The organism is Streptomyces spirodelae, from assembly GCF_017676385.1.
Taxonomy (GTDB): domain Bacteria; phylum Actinomycetota; class Actinomycetes; order Streptomycetales; family Streptomycetaceae; genus Streptomyces; species Streptomyces spirodelae.
The window spans coordinates 79,424-97,135 of the sequence record NZ_JAFFZN010000016.1; the positions used below are offsets into that span (position 1 = coordinate 79,424).

Annotated in this window: 10 protein-coding genes and 1 tRNA gene; 2 read left to right on the forward strand and 9 right to left on the reverse strand. The window is 71.3% G+C overall.

The window, feature by feature from the left end:
• Positions 1–35: 35 nt before the first annotated feature.
• The 6 genes from JW592_RS18285 to topA all read right to left on the reverse strand — a co-directional run bounded on the left by JW592_RS18285 (position 36) and on the right by topA (position 11,126).
• A complete protein-coding gene (locus tag JW592_RS18285; RefSeq protein WP_209266204.1) occupies positions 36–1,244 on the reverse strand; it encodes a cytochrome P450 family protein in 1,209 nt (402 codons plus the stop codon).
• 188 nt (positions 1,245–1,432) lie between these two features.
• Positions 1,433–1,506, reverse strand: a tRNA-Thr gene (locus JW592_RS18290).
• Positions 1,507–1,581: 75 nt separating this feature from the next.
• Positions 1,582–3,243: an alpha/beta hydrolase gene (locus tag JW592_RS18295; RefSeq protein ID WP_209266205.1), complete on the reverse strand. Its 1,662-nt coding sequence runs from the start codon at positions 3,241–3,243 to the stop codon at positions 1,582–1,584.
• Positions 3,244–3,343: 100 nt separating this feature from the next.
• Positions 3,344–4,555 (reverse strand): DNA polymerase III subunit delta', encoded by a 1,212-nt coding sequence (locus JW592_RS18300; protein WP_209266206.1) that lies wholly within the window; start codon positions 4,553–4,555, stop codon positions 3,344–3,346.
• Positions 4,556–4,642: 87 nt separating this feature from the next.
• Entirely contained in the window at positions 4,643–8,128 is a 3,486-nt protein-coding gene (tmk, locus tag JW592_RS18305; RefSeq protein ID WP_229376319.1) for a dTMP kinase, read from the reverse strand.
• Between the two features lie 85 nt (positions 8,129–8,213).
• Positions 8,214–11,126 (reverse strand): type I DNA topoisomerase, encoded by a 2,913-nt coding sequence (topA, locus tag JW592_RS18310; protein ID WP_209266207.1) that lies wholly within the window; start codon positions 11,124–11,126, stop codon positions 8,214–8,216.
• Positions 11,127–11,370: 244 nt separating this feature from the next.
• Here topA and JW592_RS18315 point away from each other — a divergent pair, with 244 nt between their 5' ends.
• Both JW592_RS18315 and JW592_RS18320 read left to right on the forward strand, forming a co-directional pair.
• Entirely contained in the window at positions 11,371–11,763 is a 393-nt protein-coding gene (locus JW592_RS18315; RefSeq protein ID WP_209266208.1) for a TM2 domain-containing protein, read from the forward strand.
• A 79-nt stretch (positions 11,764–11,842) separates the two neighbouring features.
• Positions 11,843–12,268 carry a DUF2752 domain-containing protein gene (locus JW592_RS18320; protein ID WP_209266209.1) on the forward strand — a complete coding sequence of 142 codons (426 nt, stop codon included), beginning with the start codon at positions 11,843–11,845 and terminating at the stop codon, positions 12,266–12,268.
• A 59-nt stretch (positions 12,269–12,327) separates the two neighbouring features.
• Here JW592_RS18320 and JW592_RS18325 read toward each other — a convergent pair whose 3' ends face one another.
• The 3 genes from JW592_RS18325 to JW592_RS18335 form a co-directional block, all read right to left on the reverse strand.
• Complete coding sequence (locus JW592_RS18325) at positions 12,328–13,992, reverse strand: DUF7059 domain-containing protein (protein WP_209266210.1); 1,665 nt, start codon at positions 13,990–13,992, stop codon at positions 12,328–12,330.
• A gap of 179 nt (positions 13,993–14,171) precedes the next feature.
• A complete protein-coding gene (locus tag JW592_RS18330) occupies positions 14,172–14,744 on the reverse strand; it encodes a small secreted protein (protein ID WP_209266211.1) in 573 nt (190 codons plus the stop codon).
• Positions 14,745–15,012: 268 nt separating this feature from the next.
• A complete protein-coding gene (locus tag JW592_RS18335; RefSeq protein ID WP_209266212.1) occupies positions 15,013–17,472 on the reverse strand; it encodes a sodium-translocating pyrophosphatase in 2,460 nt (819 codons plus the stop codon).
• Positions 17,473–17,712 lie beyond the last annotated feature (240 nt).

Consider the following 17,712-nt stretch of genomic DNA (forward strand, 5'->3'; position numbering starts at 1 on the left):
CCCGCTCCACCCCGCTCCACGCCGCTCCACGCCGCTCACCAGCGGATGGGCAGTCGCCGGATGCTGCGGGACACCAGGCTGGACAGCCGGTCGGCCGGCGGTCCGTCGGGCGCGAGCCCGGGCAACCTGGTCAGGAGCGTACGCAGGACGATGCGTCCCTCCAGCCGGGCCAGCGGAGCGCCGAGGCAGAAGTGTGCCCCATGGCCGAAGCTCAGGTGCCCCCGGCCGCCCCTGCGGATGTCGAAACATCCCGGCCGGTCGTAGCGGGCCGGATCGCGGCCCGCGTCCGCCGCGGCGATCAGCACCACGCCGCCAGCCGGTACTACGCTGCCGCAGATGTCCGCGTCCCCGACCGCGATGCGCGGGGTCGACGTCTCCACCGGGCTGTCGTAGCGGAGCATCTCCTCGATCGCCCCCTCCAACAGGGTGTCAGGACCGGAGCGCAGCGCAGCCAGCTGCTCCGGATGGGAGAAGAGAGCGCTGATCCCGTTGCACAGAAAGTTCACCGTCGACTCGTGCCCGGCGATCAGGAGGAGGAAGGCGGTGGAGAGCAGTTCGTCCTCGGAGAGCCTGTCGCCCTCGTCGTCCACCGTGTGGATGAGCGCGCTGAGCAGATCCGGCCCCGGAACCGTGCGCTTCGCCGCTATCAGGCCCGTCAGATGAGCGACCGCCTCCCGGTGTGCGGCGCGGGCGGAGTCGCCGCTCGTGGGGGCGACGACCTCGTCCGACCATCGACGGAACGCGTCCCTGTCGATGTCCGGGACACCCAGCAGCTCACAGATCACGGTAAGCCGCAGCGGGAAGGCCACGGCGTCGACGAGATCGCCGCGCCGCTCCGGCGCCTCCAGCATCGCGTCCACCAGCCGGTCGGTCAGTACCTGGATGCCCGGGGCCAGCGCCGCGACCCGGCGCGGTGTGAACTCCCGCGAGACGAGGCGGCGCAGCCGGGTGTGGTCGGGCGGGTCCGCGAGCAGCATGTGCGCGTTCCCCGGGCTCTCCAGCGTCGTCGGCGTCGGCAGGCCCGTGGCCAGGGCGCCGTACCGTCGCCAGTCCCGGCTCAGCCGGGGATGTGTGTAGGCGACCCGAGCCGCCTCATGGCCCACGACCAGCCAGAAGGACTCCTCCCCGTCGGTGGTCACCCGGTGCACCGGCCCCCGCTCCCGCAGCGCCGCGTAAGCAGGGTACGGATCGGTCGCGAAGTCCGGGTGCAGCTCCAGGAGGTTGACCGGACGGGCATCGAGCATGGAAACCTCCGGCACAGGACGGCGGCGGGGAACTCACCCTAGGAGCCGGGCGGGGTCACGAACAGACCGGGCACCCCTGAGGCTCCCCTTGGAGCAGGCGGCACGCACGTGGGACACGAAGCGACTGCCGATACCGTGCACGGCATAAAAAACCCAGGTCACACGGCGTGTGACCTGGGCTCAAAGAGAGCCGCCTAAGGGAATCGAACCCTTGACCTACGCATTACGAGTGCGTCGCTCTGGCCGACTGAGCTAAGGCGGCAATGTGCGTGCGGCCAGTGTGGGGGCCGCTGCGGCGATAAGTCTACAGGGTTTGTGGGGGTGGTCCGGACGGGGGTCAGCCGCAGGTGGTGCCGTTCTTGGGGGGCTTGCCCTGGACGAGGTAGGCGTTGACTGCGCTGTCCACGCAGTCGCTGCCGCGCAGGTAGGCGGTGTGGCCGTCGCCCTTGTAGGTGACCAGGCGGGCCGGGGTCAGCTGGCCCGCCAGGCCCTGGGCCCAGCGGTAGGGGGTCGCCGGGTCGCGGGTGGTGCCGACGACCACGATCGGGTCGGCGCCCTTGGCGGCGATCCGGTGGGGGCCGCCCGTCGCGTCGACGGGCCACTCGCCGCAGTTCAGGGCCGCCCAGGCGAAGCCGCGGCCGAAGACGGGGCTGGCCTTCTCGAAGGAGGGCACGGCCTTGCGGGTCGCGGTGGCGTCGGCGAAGGCCGGGGGCAGGTCGAGGCAATTCACGGCCGGGTTGGCGAACATGATGTTGCTGTAGGAGCCGTCCGGGCCGCGCTCGTAGTAGTCGTCGGACAGCGCCAGCAGCTGGGCGCCGTCGCCCTTCTTGGCCGCCGTCAGCGCCTCGCGCAGCACGGGCCAGGAGCCCTCGTCGTACATGGCCCGGATCACACCCGTGGTGGCCAGCGACTCGGTCAGGGAGCGGGAGGGGTCGTCGGTCTTGAGGGGCTTGCGGTCGATCTTGGTGAACAGGGCGCTGAGGTTCTTGCCCGCCTGCCGGACGCCGTCCTTGCCCAGCGGGCAGTCGGACATGGTGACGCAGTCGCGCGCGAACGCCTTGAACGCCGTCTCGAATCCTGCCGTCTGCTCACGGTTGACCCGGCGCGCCGAGAGCGAGGGGTCCATGGCGCCGTCCAGGACGAGCCGACCGGAGCGCTCCGGGAACAGGCCCGCGTAGGTGGCGCCCAGGTAGGTGCCGTAGGAGGCGCCGACGTAGTTGAGCTTCTTGTCGCCGAGCACGGCGCGCAGCACGTCCATGTCGCGGGCCGCCTCGGCCGTCGAGACATGACCGAGGAGCTTCCCGGTGCGCTTCTCGCAGCCCTCGGCGAACTTGTCGTACGCGGTGGTGAGCGCGTCCGCCTCCGTCGCGTCGTCCGGTGTCTGGTCGACGCGCGTGTAGGCGTCCATCTGCTTGTCGCTCAGGCATTCGACGGGCTCGCTGCGGCCGACGCCGCGCGGGTCCATGCCCACCAGCGAGTAGTGCTCACGCACCTCGGGCGGGTACGCCAGGGCCGCCGACTGCTGCACGTACTCGATCGCCGAGCCGCCCGGCCCTCCCGGGTTGATCTGCAGCGAGCCGCCCTTGGGCGCGCCGCCGCCCTGCGGCTTGGTACGGGTGACGGCCAGGCCCACGGTCCCGGCGGCGTCCTTGATGTCGCCGGCCGGCTTGTCGTAGTCCAGCGGAACCCGCAGCGTCGCGCATTCGAACTCGGCCAGGCCGCAGCCGCGCCAGGACAACTTCTGCTCGTAGTACGGGCGCAGGTCTTCGGGGACCTTGGCGGGCAGCGGATCGAGCGGGGGCGCGTCGGCACCAGCGCGGTTGCTCTTCGCCGAGGGGTCGGTGTCCGGCTGCCCGGACGAGTCACCGTCGGAGGAGCAGCCCGCGAGCAGCAGGGCGACGGCCGTGAGCGCCGCCGCGCCCCCGTACCGGATACGGAACCCGTATCGGTTACGGGACGCGCCTCCGTGTCGGACACGGGAGGCGTGTGACTGGCTCATGGGGCATCCCTCCGCCGGCGGCACCTGCTGGGAGCGTACCCAGCCGAGCGCCGGGCCGTCGCCCGCAGGGGGCCTTTTGGCGGGTCAGCCGCGCAGCACGTCAGCCCGCGCGCAGCGCCATCGCCATCGCCTCCACCGCCAGCAGCGGGGCGACGTTGCGGTCCAGCACTCGGCGGCACTCCAGCACCGCCTCGATCCTGCGCAGCGTCTGCTCCGGGCGCGAGGTGGCGGCCAGTTGTCCGACCGAGCCGGCCGCCTCGTCGTGCGACAGGGCGACGGAGGAGCCCAACTGGCGGGCCAGCACGTCCCGGTAGAAGGCCGTCAGATCAGTGAGGGCCAGATCCAGCGAGTCGCGCTGGGTACGGGTCGAGCGGCGCTTCTGCTTGTCCTCCAGCTCCTTCATCGCGCCTGCCGTGCCGCGCGGCAGGCGCTTGCCCTCCGCCGCGCCCAGCGCGGCCCGCAGCTCCTCGGTCTCCTTGGCGTCCAGTTCCTCGGCGACCTGCTTGGCGTCCTCGGTCGCGGCGTCGATCAGCTCCTGCGCGGCCCGCAGCGCGCTGCCCACGTCGTCCACCCGCGTCGGCAGCTTGAGCACCGCCTGCCGTCTGGCACGGGCCCGCTCGTCGGTGGCCAGCCGCAGCGCCCGGCCGATGTGCCCCTGGGTGGCCCGTGCGGCGAACGCGGCCATCTCCGGCTCGATTCCGTCCCGCCGCATCAGCAGGTCCGCCACCGCGTCGACCGGTGGCGTACGCAGCGCCAGATGCCGGCAGCGCGATCGGATCGTCGGCAGGACATCCTCCGTCGACGGCGCGCACAACAGCCACACCGTGCGCGGCGCCGGCTCCTCGACGGCCTTCAGCAGCACGTTCCCCGCGCCCTCCGTCAGGCGGTCGGCGTCCTCCAGGACGATCACCTGCCAGCGCCCGCCCGACGGGGACATCTGCGCCCCGCGCACCAGCGCGCGCGTCTCCTTGACGCCGATGGTCAGCAGGTCCGTACGGACCACCTCCACGTCCGCGTGGGTGCCGACCATCGTCGTATGGCAGCCCTCGCAGAAACCGCAGCCGGGGCTGCCGCCCAGCGCCCGGTCCGGGCTCACGCACTGGAGGGCCGCGGCGAAGGCGCGGGCCGCCTGCTCACGGCCGGCGCCGGGCGGGCCGGTGAAGAGCCAGGCGTGGGTCATCGCGGAGCCGGACAGGTCGGCGGAGCCGGACGCCTCCGCCTCGGCCGTCACATACGCGTCGGCATCGCGCGCGGCAGCGGTGAGCTGCCGCGCTGCCCTGTCCTGGCCCACCAGGTCGTCCCACACCGCCATGGGGACCATTGTCGCGGACGCCACTGACAGCCCTTGCCCGGCATGGACAGGGGCACTCCCTGCCCGGCACGGGCCCGCCGGACGCGCCTAGCTGCGACCGCGGCGACCGCCCTCGTCGCCCTCGCCCTCGTCCTCGCGCGGCCCCAGCAGCTTGTCGGCCAGGGTGGGTGCGTCGTCCAGCGGTGTCTCCTCCGCCCAGGAGGGGCGGGGGCGCGGGGCGCCCTCCTCCACCTGCGGGAGCTCCCGCGTACGGTCCTCGGGCTCAGCAGCCGACTCCGGAACCTGTGGGAGAACGGCCGTCTCCTGGGTGTCCTCGGCTTCGGAGACCCGCGGGAGAGCCGTCGTCTCGTCCTCCGGTCCGGATTCGGTGACCTTCGGCAGCACCGTCGTCTCGTCCTCCGGCGACGCCTCCGACGCCGCAGCCCCGGGACGCGGCAACTGCGTGGTGTCCTCCGCGTCCGGGCCGTCGGCCGCCTCGCCGGGCCGCACCTGGGGGATCTGCGCCGTGTCGGCTTCAGCACCGTCGGGCGAGACATCGGCCCCGGGCTCAGAGGACACAGAGGGCTCGGAGGACTCAGAGGACCCAGCGACCCCGTCCGCCTCCGCAGCACCCGTTGCCGTCTCTGCGGCCTCCGCCGTCTCAGCCGCCGCCTGCCCCTTCGCCGCCTCTTCAGCAGCCGCCTCTTCAGCAGCCGCCTCCTCGGCAGCAGCCGCCCGCTCAGCGGCGGCCCGCTCGGCAGCAGCGGCCCGCTCGGCAGCAGCGGCCTCCTCGGCGGCCGCCGCCTCAGCGGCTGCCGCAGCGCGCGCCTGCTCGGCCTTCAGCAGCGCCTCCTCGGCCTTGCGCTGGCGCTCGCGGCGACGCTCCTCGGCCTCGGCGCGCAGCCGCTTCTCCTCCTCGGCGCGCTTGCGCAGCCGTTCCTGCTCCTCCTCGTAGGCACGTTGCTCGGCCTCGCGGCGCTTGCGCTGCTCCTCCTCGATACGGCGGGCTTCCTCCGCCCGCCGCCGGGCCTCCTCGGCGCGCCTGGCCTCTTCGAGCTGGCGCGCCAGCTCGGCCTCGCGGCGCCGGCGCTCCTCCTCCTCGCGGCGGAGCTTCTCCAGCTGTTCCTTGCGCTCGCGCTCCTTGCGCTCTTCCTCGGCCTTGCGGCGAGCCTCTTCCTCCGCCCGCCTGCGCGCTTCCTCCTCGGCCCGCTTACGGGCCTCCTCCTGGGCCTTCTTCTCGGCCTCGGACAGCGGCAGCACCTGGTCGAGACGGTGCCGGACGGCCGTGGTGACGGCCTCGGGCTCCTGCCCGGCGTCGACGACCAGATAGCGGGCCGGGTCGGCGGCGGCGAGGGCCAGGAAACCGGCGCGCACCCGCTGGTGGAACTCGGCCGGCTCGGACTCCAGGCGGTCCGGCGCCTCGGTGAACCGCTCGCGTGCCGTCTCGGGCGAGACGTCGAGCAGCACCGTCAGATGCGGCACCAGCCCCTCGGTGGCCCAGCGGTTGATGCGGGCGATCTCCGTGGGTGACAGATCGCGTCCGGCGCCCTGGTAGGCGACCGAGGAGTCGATGTAGCGGTCGGAGATCACCACGGCTCCGCGCTCCAGCGCCGGACGGACGACCGTGTCGACGTGCTCCGCGCGGTCGGCGGCGTACAGCAGCGCCTCCGCGCGGTGCGAGAGCCCAGCCGAGGAGACGTCCAGAAGGATCGACCGCAGTCGCTTGCCCACCGGTGTGGAGCCGGGCTCCTTGGTGACGACGGCCTCATGACCCTTGGCCCTGATCCACTCGGCCAGCGCTTCCACCTGCGTGGTCTTGCCGGCGCCGTCGCCGCCCTCCAGTACGAGGAAGAAGCCGTTGCCGGCCGGTGCCTGCCGGGGGTGGCCGCCGCCGAACGCCTCCAGCAGGTCGCGCCGCAGCGGTACGCCCTCCCGGTCGTCCGTGCGGCCCAGCAGGATCGCGGCGACGGGCAGCAGCAGCGCGCCCACCAGCATCAGCGTGAAGGAGGCGCCGCCGTGGTCGAAGACGAAGGAGCCGTTCTCCACCCGGTGCGGGCCGATGAGCGCGGCCAGCACGGGGGCGACGATCGCGCCCACGGCGAGCGACAGCCGTACGACCGCCTGCAGGTGCTCGGTTGTTCGGGCGCGCCGGAAGTCCTCCGTCTCCTGGTCGAGCAGGGTGTGCAGGGTGTTTGCCGTGACACCGGCGCCGGTCCCGGCCAGCAGGGACAAACCGATGACCGTCGCGGTGTCCGGCACGAGCCCGGCCGCCAGCAGCAGCACACCGGTCAGCCCGAGGACGAGCGCCAGCAGCCGCCGCCTGGAGAGCGACGGCATCGTGTGCGGCGCGAGCCGGATGCCCGCGACGGTGCCGCCGGTCAGCATCAGCGCCAGCAGTCCGAACGCGACGGGCCCGCCGCCCAGGTCGGCGGCGTGCAGCGGGGCGAGCGCGACAGCGGCCGCGATGGCTCCGCCGATGGCCCCGCCCGCTGCGACCAGGAGCGGCACGGCGCCGGTACGGCCCTTGTCCGGTCCTCCCTCGGGGGTCCTGGGCCTGCGCAGTCCCTCCAGCGGGGAGCGCGGCCGCGGGGTCTGCACGTCCGGCAGTTCGAGGAAGTAGACGATGGCGGCGGCCCCCGCGAAGAGGCCGGCGGCCACATACGAGGCGAGCGCGGCCTGGTGCGAACCGAACCAGTCGATGCCGACGCCGAGCAGGTTGCTGATCAGGGTGACGAGCACGAGCCCGGCGGCCGCGATGGGCAGCGCCACGAAGCCGGAGCGCAGCCACAGTCGGCGCAGCGCCTCGTGGTGGTCGGGCAGCGGCCGCACGGCGGCGCCCTCGGGCGGCGCGGCCGGCAGCAGTGCGGGAGCCGCGCTGTCCCTCGTCACGGTGGAGATCCGCTCGGCGGTTCCGGTCACGAAGACGGTGGCGAGCAGGACGAAGAACGCGCTGCCGGGTGTCCAGTCGATCCACAGCGGGGCGACGATCAGCGCGAGGGCGCGCAGCGCGTCGGCGCCGAACAGCGTCCACCGCCGGTCGAGCACCTTGCCAGCGCCGCCGTCGCCGCTGCCACGGCCCCCACGAGGCTTGGTGCCGGGCCCGCTCTGCCCGTCCCCGGCGTTCTTCCCGCTCTCGGCGTTCTTCCCGTCCTCGGCGTTCTTCCCGTCCCCCGCGTCCTCGGGGTCCTTGCCGTCCGCACGGCCCTGGTGGGCCTTCGCGTCACTCGCGTCACTGTCCTGGCGGCCCTTCGCCTTCCGCGGGCCGCCGCTGACCAGCGCGGAGACCGGGCCCAGCAGAACGGCGCCGAACAGGAGCGTGGACAGCAGCCGCAGCCCGAAGACGACGGCGACCACGAGGGCCATGCCGCGGTACCCGCCGCCGAAGACCGGGTCCCCCGCCACGCCGCGCACGGCCGCCGCCTGCATCGCCAGCAACAGCAGCACCAGGAGGCCCAGCATGTCGCCGATCCCACTGGTGAACTGCGCGGTCCACAGCCGCCGCAGCGGGGGGAAACGCAGCAACGCGGTCACGGCACCCTCGCGGGATTCCGCGGCGAGGGCGTCGTCCGGGGCAGTTGGGGGCGAAGACTTCATCCCGCCAGCGTATAGGGAGTGACCGACAACCCGGTTCCGTACCCGAACATCTGTGTGCGCGCCGCTGTTCAGGAACGTCTTCGGGCTACTCCTGCGAAGAGATGTCCGAAGAAGCGGACTCCTCGGCAGCCGACTTCTTCGTGGCTGCTGTCTTCTTGGTGGCCGACTTCTTCGCGGTGGTCTTCTTCGCCGTGGTCTTCTTGGCTGCCGTCTTCTTGGCAGTCGTCTTCTTCGCCGCGGTCTTCTTCGCGGTGGTCTTCTTCGCCGCCGTCTTCTTCTTCGCGGGTCCCTTCGCCCGCTTCTCGGCCAGCAGCTCGAAACCCCGCTCCGGAGTGATCGTTTCGACGTCGTCGTCCCGCCGCAGCGTCGCGTTCGTCTCGCCGTCCGTCACATACGGACCGAACCGGCCGTCCTTGACCACCACGGGACGGTCCGTCTCCGGATCGTTCCCCAGCTCCTTGAGCGGGGGCTTGGCCGCGGCGCGGCCCCGCTGCTTGGGCTTCGAGTAGATCTCCAGCGCCTCGTCCAGCGTGATGTTGAAGATCTGCTCCTCGCTCTCCAGCGAGCGCGAGTCCGTGCCCTTCTTCAGATAGGGGCCGTACCGCCCGTTCTGGGCCGTGATCTCGTTCCCGGACTCCGGGTCGACGCCGACGACCCGCGGCAGCGACAGCAGCTTGAGCGCGTCCTGCAGCGTGACGGTGTCCAGCGACATCGAGCGGAACAGCGAGGCGGTACGCGGCTTGACCGCGTTCTTGCCCGTCTTCGGCGTGCCCTCGGGCAGCACCTCGGTGACGTACGGACCGTACCGGCCGTCCCGCGCCACGATCGGGCGTCCGCTCTCCGGGTCGGTGCCGAGCTCGAAGTCGCCGCTGGGCTTGGCCAGCAGTTCCTTGGCGTAGTCGACGGTCAGCTCGTCCGGCGGCAGGTCGTCGGGGACGTCCGCACGCCGGCCGGGCTCGCCCTCCTTCTCGCTGGGCCCTTCCACGTACGGGCCGTAGCGGCCGACGCGCAGCGTGATGCCCTCGCCCACGGGGAAGGAGGAGACGCCCTTGGCGTCGATCGCGCCCAGGTCGGAGACCAGTTCCTTGAGCCCGCCGAGGTGGTCGCCGTCGCCGTTGCCCGCAGCCGCGGCCTCACCGGCCTGGGCCTCGCCGCCTTCGCCGCCCTCGCCGAAGTAGAAGCGGCGCAGCCACGGCACTGCCTCGGCGCTGCCCGCGGCGATGCGGTCGAGGTCGTCCTCCATCTTGGCCGTGAAGTCGTAGTCGACGAGCCGACCGAAGTGCTTCTCCAGCAGCCCGACAACGGCGAAGCTCAGGAAGGACGGCACCAGCGCGGTGCCCTTCTTGAAGACGTAGCGCCGATCCAGGATCGTGCTGATGATCGAGGCGTAGGTGGACGGGCGCCCGATCTCGCGCTCTTCCAGCTCCTTGACCAGCGTCGCCTCGGTGTAGCGGGCCGGCGGCTTGGTGGCGTGGCCGTCGACGGACATCTCCTCGGCGCGCAGCGGGTCGCCCTCGGCGACCTGCGGCAGCCGCCGCTCGCGGTCGTCCAGCTCCGCGTTGGGGTCGTCGGCGCCTTCCACATATGCCTTGAGGAAGCCGTGGAAGGTGATGATCTTGCCGGTGGCGCTGAACTCGGCGTCCCGGCCGTCGGCGGAGCGGCCGCCGACCTTCACCGTCACCGACTGCCCAACCGCGTCCTTCATCTGAGAGGCGACGGTCCGCTTCCAGATCAGCTCGTACAGCTTGAACTGGTCACCCGTCAGACCTGTCTCGGCAGGCGTACGGAAGCGGTCGCCGGAGGGGCGGATCGCCTCGTGCGCCTCCTGCGCGTTCTTCACCTTTCCGGCGTAGGTACGCGGCTTGTCCGGCAGGTAGTCGGCGCCGTAGAGCTGGGTGACCTGCGCGCGGGCCGCGGCGACGGCGGTGTCGGAGAGCGTCGTGGAGTCCGTACGCATATAGGTGATGAAGCCGTTCTCGTACAGCTTCTGCGCCACCTGCATGGTCGACTTGGCGCCGAATCCGAGCTTGCGGCTCGCCTCCTGCTGGAGGGTGGTCGTACGGAAAGGCGCGTACGGGGAGCGGCGGTAGGGCTTGGACTCGACGGAGCGGACGGCGAAGTCGGTGTTCTCCAGCGCCGCCGCCAGCGCGCGGGCGCCCTCCTCGTCCAGGTGGAGCACCGCGGACGGGTCCTTGAGCTGCCCGTCGGAGCCGAAGTCGCGGCCCTGTGCGACGCGGCGGCCGTCCACCGTCGTCAGCCGGGCTCCGAAGGTGGCCGGATCGCCCGTGGCACCCGGGCCGGCACCCGCTCCCGCCGAGGCATCCCCCGCCTGCCCCGCCGCGAACGTGCCGGTCAGATCCCAGTACTCGGCGGAACGGAACGCCATGCGCTCCCGTTCCCGCTCCACGACCAACCTGGTCGCCACCGACTGCACCCGGCCCGCCGACAGCCGCGGCATGACCTTCTTCCACAGCACCGGCGAGACCTCGTAGCCGTACAGCCGGTCGAGGATGCGGCGGGTCTCCTGCGCGTCGACGAGGCGCTGGTTGAGGCCGCGTGGGTTGCGGACGGCGTTCTGGATGGCGTCCTTGGTGATCTCGTGGAAGACCATCCTCTTGACCGGGACCTTGGGCTTGAGCACCTCTTGCAGATGCCAGGCGATAGCCTCGCCCTCGCGGTCCTCGTCAGTGGCCAGCAGCAGTTCGTCCGACTCGGCCAGCAGCTCCTTGAGCTTCTTGACCTGGTCTTTCTTGTCGCTGTTGACGACGTACAGCGGCTCGAAGTCGTGATCGACATTGACGCCGAGGCGGGCCCAGGACTCGCCCTTGTACTTCGCGGGAACCTCGGCCGCACCGCCCGGGAGGTCACGGATGTGCCCGACGCTGGCCTCGACAACGTAGCCAGGGCCGAGATAGCCCTTGATCGTCTTGGCCTTGGCAGGCGACTCGACGATCACAAGTCGGCGCCCACCATTTGCTGTCTCGTGGGTCGGGGACAACTTCTGCTCTTCTCTCCGGTCGGTATCTGGTCCGGTTGGGTATCAGGTTCGGTAGCAGTCGGTATCAATATCGCTGCATTGCTATCGCTGCGGAGTGTGACGGTACCTCCCGCCCCCATGTCAAACGGGAAAAGTCGGCAACGCCACTCGAACGGTAACCCGACAACCAGCCGTCCCGCCGCCCGAAGGCTCTGGCAACATGTCCGGGGCACATCACCAGGTACCGCTCGACCTCGGAGGTCTTGTGTCCGACCCGAATCAGCCCGGTTACGGCTACCCGCAGCAGCCGGGGCAGAACCCCTACCAGCAGCAGCCCGGCCAGCCCGGCTACGGCTATCCGCAGCAGCAGCAGCCGATGGCCGGTGCCCCTGGTCAGTACACCGGGGACCCGAACGCGCCGTACGGTTACGACCCGTACGGGCGTCCGCTCTCCGACAAGTCCAAGATCGTCGCGGGGGTGCTCCAGCTGTTCATCGGCGGCCTGGGCATCGGCCGCTTCTACACCGGCCACACCGGCATGGGCATAGCCCAGCTGTTCACCTGCGGTGGTCTGGGCATCTGGTCGCTCGTGGACGGAATCATGTTCCTGACCAGCGACAGCCGCACCGACGCCCAGGGCCGTATTCTGCGTGGCTGAGGCTTCGCGATTCCGCGCGGCCGATGCCACGCGGAGCCCCGGGAGAGGGCGGCGCGACACGAGGGGAGGCACTGGCCACATGGCGATGTCCAACGTCCCTGCTGCCGTGGGCCGACTCCGTGCCGCCTTCTCCCACCCGGCAGCGCCGCCGCTGGCGACAGCGGCGGCCGGGCTGGCAGGCGCCTGCTACCTGTGGGGCACCAACCCCCATGAGTCGGGCTCCTGGCTCCCCCGCTGCCCTTTCAACTGGGCCACCGGGCTGCTGTGCCCGGCCTGCGGGGGCACGCGCATGGCCTACGACCTGATGCACGGCGACCTGACCGCGGCACTGCACGACAACGCCGCACTGCTCACGGTCGGCCTGCCCGTCGCCTGCTATCTGTCAGGGCGCTGGCTCTACGAGGGACTGCGCGGACGCCGCTACGCGCCCCGGATGAGCACCCGCGGCAAAGTGGCCGTACTGAGCGCGGCCGTCGCCTGGACGGTGGCTCGCAACCTGCTGTGACGGGCCGCGTGTGAGGGGCCAGGGGCCGCATGTGGGGCCGCATGTGAGCTGCCGCGGCGTCAGTCCAGCACCGGCATCAGGAATCCCTGCTCGACCAGGAGCCTGATCGCCTCCGGGGTCCGCGCCCGCAGCTCGGCCGGGTTCTCGCCCAGCAGCTGCCCGATGGCGTCCAGGATGCGCCCCGCACTCAGCGTCCCGTCGCACACTCCGGCGAATCCGGCCCCGATCGTGTCCACCGTCGTCGCCCGCCGCATCCCGCGGTTCTGCCGCAGCACCACGTACTCCGGGTCTTCCGCACCAGGCGGACCGACCTGCTCCTGCACCACCTCGTCAGCGAGGACGAACCGGTGCTCCAGCAGCGCGGCGTCGTGCGTACGGCGCAGAAAATCCTGCCGCTCGAAGTGCGCCCTGATCACCTCGCCCAGGGGCTGCTCGACCGGGTGCGGCCACTCCTCCGCGAGCACCGAGGGCCGCTCGGCGTCCGTACGCCGCAGGGTGACCCAGCCGAAGCCGACGGCCTTGGTGCCGCGTGCCGCGAACTCCTCCAGCCAGGCGTCGTAGCGCTCCTCGTACGCGGTCGGATCGCCCTGGTGGTCCCCCGCGTCACGCAGCCACAGTTCCGCGTACTGGGTGACGTCCTGGACCTCCCGCTGGACGATCCACGCGTCGCACCCGGACGGCACCCACGCACTGACGCGCTCGCGCCAGTCCTCGTCGTCCCGGTGCTCCCAGTTGGCCAGCAGCTGGCAGTAGCCGCCCGGGACCAGATGGCGGGCCGCCTGCTGGACGAGGGTGCGGCAGATGTCGTCACCCGCCATGCCGCCGTCGCGGTAGGTGAGCCGGGCACCCGGTGAGATCACGAAGGGCGGGTTGGAGACGATCAGGTCGTACGGCTCCTCGTCCGCGACCGGCGCGAACAGCGAGCCCTCGCGCGGCTCCGGCTCCGGGGCGCCCGACAGCGCGAGGGTCAGGCGTGCGAAGTGCAGCGCGCGCGGGTTGACGTCCGTGGCGGTGACGTGCGTCGCGAACCGGCTCGCGTGCAGCGCCTGGACGCCTGAGCCGGTACCGAGGTCGAGCGCGCGGGCGGCAGGGGTGGGCACCATGATCCCGGCCAGGGTGGTCGAGGCACCGCCGACACCCAGCACCACATCCTCCCCGGGGCTCGCCGTGTGCGGGGCGGACTCGTACGCGGCTGCCTCTTGAGCGGCGGGCTCCCGCCGGGCGGACTCGCGGGGGCCGCCCACTCCGCCGGCGCCGCCGACGGCGCATCCCAGGTCGCTGACGATCCACCAGTCCTGGCCCTCTGGACCGCTGTAGGGGCGTACGTCGACGGTGGCTCGAACGGCGTCGCCGGTGGGCGCGTCGCCGGTGGGCGCGTCGCCGGTCGAAGCGTCTCCAGTCGGCGTGGCTCCGTTCCGGCCCGGCACGCGCTCCAGCCAGCGGTCGGCCAGCGCCTCGTCCACGGGCAGCGCGGCCCGCGCGCTGCCGTAGGGCACCGTCTGCCGCAACAGGAAGAGCCTTGTCAGCGTCCGCAGCGCGCCCTCGCCGCGTGTGGCGCGCAGGGCCGGGACGGTCTCCCCGCGGGCGAGTGCCGCGTAGGCGGGGGCGCCCAGCAGTTCGAGGAGGCCGTCCGCGGTGAAACCGGCCGCGGTCAGCGCCTCCCGCAGCCTGCGGGTGCTCTCGGTCGTGGGCTCGGGAAGTGCGTCAGTGCTCACCCGCGCCATTCTCCTTCGCTCCCGGGCCGCCCCCGCGCCGGGGGCCGCCCCGGTTCGGGCGTACGGGTGGCCGCGGCCCCGGACCCCGTTCCGCCGCCCGACCTTCGTTCGGCCTGAGGCCACCGATCGACCTGAGGCCACCGTTCGGCCTGAGACCTCCCCTCAGGCCCGGGGCTTCCTCTCGGACCTCAGGACCCGCCGTTGGTGACGCCCGTCTTCTTGCAGCTGTCCTGCTTGGCCATGGCCTTGCCGACCTCGCCCTTCTGGAGCTGCTGCAGTGCCTTGTCGCCGCTCTGCCCCAGGGCCTTGAGCTTGGCCGCCAGACTGTCGAGACCCTCGCCGAACTTGTCGCCGGTGGGGATCTCCTCAGCGGTGGTCTTGAGCTCCTGGTACTCGCGGGAGATCCGGTTCAGCTCCTTGACGGCGTCCTGCTGCAGCTTCTCCCCGGCGTCCACGGGCGGAGCACCCGCCTTCTTGACGGACTGGGCCATCGCCTTGTACGCGTCGGAGACCTTCTGGAAGCCGGCGGCGTCGGCCTTCTTGACCTCCTCCTGGGGCTTGCCGCCCTTCGACGCCTCGGCGATCGAGGTGTTGGCCTGGTCGATCTTCTTGAGCTGAGGCTGGAGGTCGTCGCAGACCTGCTTGGCCCAGTCGTCCGTCTTGCCACTGTCGTCGCTGCAACCAGTCAGCGCGAGCACGAGCACCGCACCGCCGGACAGTGTCGCCGCGAGCTTCTTGTTCACCGGATCGGTCCCTTCCATGGCTGTTCGGCCCGGAACATACACGCCAGGGAGGGAGTGGCGGCGAGCCGGAAGAACCCTATGCCTACTATTGCAGCCATTTGCACCAACAGTGCAGTGCGACATCACAGACATCCCTCCGTACCCCCCGGGGGCACAGGACACCAAGAACCCCCTGTCCGGTCGCCGGTGACCGCACGCCGACGGGCGGGACGCAACGCGTCCCGCCCGTCCACTGATCGACTGCCCGACGGCTACAGGTGCCGCACGGCTCCCGTGGCCCCGACGGCTACGAGGCCGCCACCGGGTCCACCGGATCGGCCGGATCTGCCGGGGGGCCCGAGGGCTTGACGGTCCGTTCGGCGGTGTTCTCGTCCGTCACGGCGACACCCCGGCGCTTGGAGACGTAGACGGCGCCGACGACGACCGCGACGGCCACCATCGAGACCACCACCCGCACGCCGACGCTCTTGTCCTGGCCGTAGCTGAACTGCACCACGGCAGGCGCGATGAGCAGCGCCACCAGGTTCATCACCTTCAGCAGAGGGTTGATGGCCGGGCCCGCGGTGTCCTTGAACGGGTCGCCGACCGTGTCGCCGATGATGGTGGCCTCGTGGGCCTCGCTGCCCTTGCCGCCGTGGTGGCCGTCCTCCACCAGCTTCTTCGCGTTGTCCCAGGCGCCTCCCGAGTTCGCGAGGAAGACGGCCATCAGGGTGCCGGCGCCGATCGCGCCCGCCAGGAACGCCGCCAGCGCTCCCACCCCGAAGGTGAAGCCCACCAGGATCGGCGCCATCACGGCCAGCAGACCGGGTGTCGTCAGCTCGCGCAGCGCGTCCTTGGTGCAGATGTCCACGACCCGGCCGTACTCCGGCTTCTCGGAGTAGTCCATGATCCCCGGCTTCTCGCGGAACTGCCGCCGCACCTCGAAGACGACCGAACCGGCCGAACGCGAGACGGCGTTGATGGCCAGCCCCGAGAAGAGGAAGACCACCGCGGCTCCGAACATCAGCCCGACCAGGGTGCTGGGCTGCGCGATGTCCACCAGCTCCAGCATCTTGCCCGCGCTCTGATCCGCGTCGGCGAGCGCTTCGGCCAGCTCGGTGCGGTACGACCCGAAGAGCGCTGCGGCGGCCAGCACGGCCGTGGCGATGGCGATGCCCTTGGTGATCGCCTTGGTGGTGTTGCCCACCGCGTCCAGGTCGGTGAGGACCTGCGCGCCCGCGCCCTCGACGTCGCCGGACATCTCCGCGATGCCCTGCGCGTTGTCGGAGACCGGCCCGAAGGTGTCCATGGCGACGATCACCCCGACGGTCGTCAGCAGACCGGTGCCGGCCAGCGCGACGGCGAACAGCGCCAGCATCACCGTGCCGCCGCCCAGCAGGAAGGCGCCGTAGACGCTCAGACCGATCAGCAGCGCCGTGTAGACGGCCGACTCCAGACCGATGGAGATACCGGAGAGCACGACGGTCGCCGGGCCCGTCAGCGACGTCCTGCCGATGTCCCGTACGGGCTTGCGGGTGGTCTCGGTGAAGTAGCCGGTCAGCTGCTGGATCACGGCGGCCAGCACGATGCCGATCGCCACGGCCACGACGGCCAGCACCCGCGGGTCACCACTGTGCCCGAGGATCTCCTGTGCGTCGGCACCGGAGACGCCCTTGAGGTCCGCGTAGCTGGACGGCAGGTAGGTGAAGGCGGCGATGGCCACCAGGGCCAGCGAGATGAGCGCCGAGATGAAGAAGCCGCGGTTGATCGCCGTCATCCCGCTGCGGTCGGCGCGGCGCGGGGCCACGGCGAACACGCCGATCATGGCGGTGAGCACCCCGATGGCGGGCACGAGCAGCGGGAAGACCAGCCCGTCGTTGCCGAAGACGGCGGTGCCCAGGATGAGCGCTGCCACCAGAGTCACCGCGTACGACTCGAACAGGTCGGCCGCCATACCGGCGCAGTCACCGACGTTGTCGCCGACGTTGTCCGCAATGGTGGCGGCGTTGCGCGGGTCGTCCTCAGGGATGCCCTGTTCGACCTTGCCGACGAGGTCGGCGCCCACATCGGCCGCCTTGGTGAAGATGCCGCCGCCGACTCGCATGAACATCGCGATCAGCGCGGCACCGAGACCGAAGCCCTCCAGTACCTTCGGCGCGTCGGCCGCGTAGACGAGCACCACGCAGGCGGCGCCCAGCAGGCCGAGACCGACGGTGAACATTCCGACGACCCCGCCGGTACGAAAAGCGATCTTCATCGCCTTGTGCGAAACAGCGGTGAGGTCCACGGGGATCTCCCCCGGTTCACCCTTCTCCGACCCCGCGGGGGTCGGCGCCGGGGTCGCCTCACGCGCCGCGGCAGCCACGCGCACATTGCTGCGCACCGCGAGCCACATACCGATATAGCCGGTCGCTGCCGAGAAAGCGGCACCGACCAGGAAGAACAACGAACGGCCGATCCGCTGTTTCATATCGTCGGCCGGCAAGAGCATGAGCAGGAAGAAGACAACCACCGCGAATACACCGAGGGTGCGTAGCTGCCGCGCCAGGTAGGCGTTGGCGCCCTCCTGCACGGCCGCGGCGATCTTCTTCATGCTGTCGGTGCCCTCGCCCGCGGCGAGCACTTGTCGTACCAACACCATGGCGACGCCGAGCGCTGCGAGCGCGACAACCGCGATCACGATCGCGAGTCCCCGGTTGCCACTGGTCAGTTCTGCGGCGTCCGCGAGGTGCTGGGGGTGGTGAAGTGGGCTGAGATGCCCCGCCATTCGTCCTCCTTGACGTTTGGCACATGGGCGCGCGCAAGCACGCTCAGGCGTCCTGCTGCAAAGATGTGGACGGATTGTAGGGAGCGCCACTAGATCAAAACAGAGCGCAGCAGCGAGAATTCGCCGGGAACGGCGAAGATCAGCCGCACCGGAAGCGGATAATTCGCTCGCATGAGGGAATGCGCAAATTCAACTGACACCGGGAAAACGATCTATCGAGTGAACGAAGAAAGCCCGAGC

Excerpts from the sequence above, each read along its gene's own strand:
- JW592_RS18330 (WP_209266211.1), bottom strand. The coding sequence starts at position 14,744 with ATGGAAGGGACCGATCCGGTGAACAAGAAGCTCGCGGCGACACTGTCC.
- JW592_RS18335 (WP_209266212.1), bottom strand. The coding sequence starts at position 17,472 with ATGGCGGGGCATCTCAGCCCACTTCACCACCCCCAGCACCTCGCGGAC.
- JW592_RS18325 (WP_209266210.1), bottom strand. The coding sequence starts at position 13,992 with ATGGCGCGGGTGAGCACTGACGCACTTCCCGAGCCCACGACCGAGAGC.
- tmk (WP_229376319.1), bottom strand. The coding sequence starts at position 8,128 with ATGAAGTCTTCGCCCCCAACTGCCCCGGACGACGCCCTCGCCGCGGAA.
- JW592_RS18285 (WP_209266204.1), bottom strand. The coding sequence starts at position 1,244 with ATGCTCGATGCCCGTCCGGTCAACCTCCTGGAGCTGCACCCGGACTTC.
- JW592_RS18295 (WP_209266205.1), bottom strand. The coding sequence starts at position 3,243 with ATGAGCCAGTCACACGCCTCCCGTGTCCGACACGGAGGCGCGTCCCGT.
- JW592_RS18320 (WP_209266209.1), top strand. The coding sequence starts at position 11,843 with ATGGCGATGTCCAACGTCCCTGCTGCCGTGGGCCGACTCCGTGCCGCC.
- JW592_RS18300 (WP_209266206.1), bottom strand. The coding sequence starts at position 4,555 with ATGGCGGTGTGGGACGACCTGGTGGGCCAGGACAGGGCAGCGCGGCAG.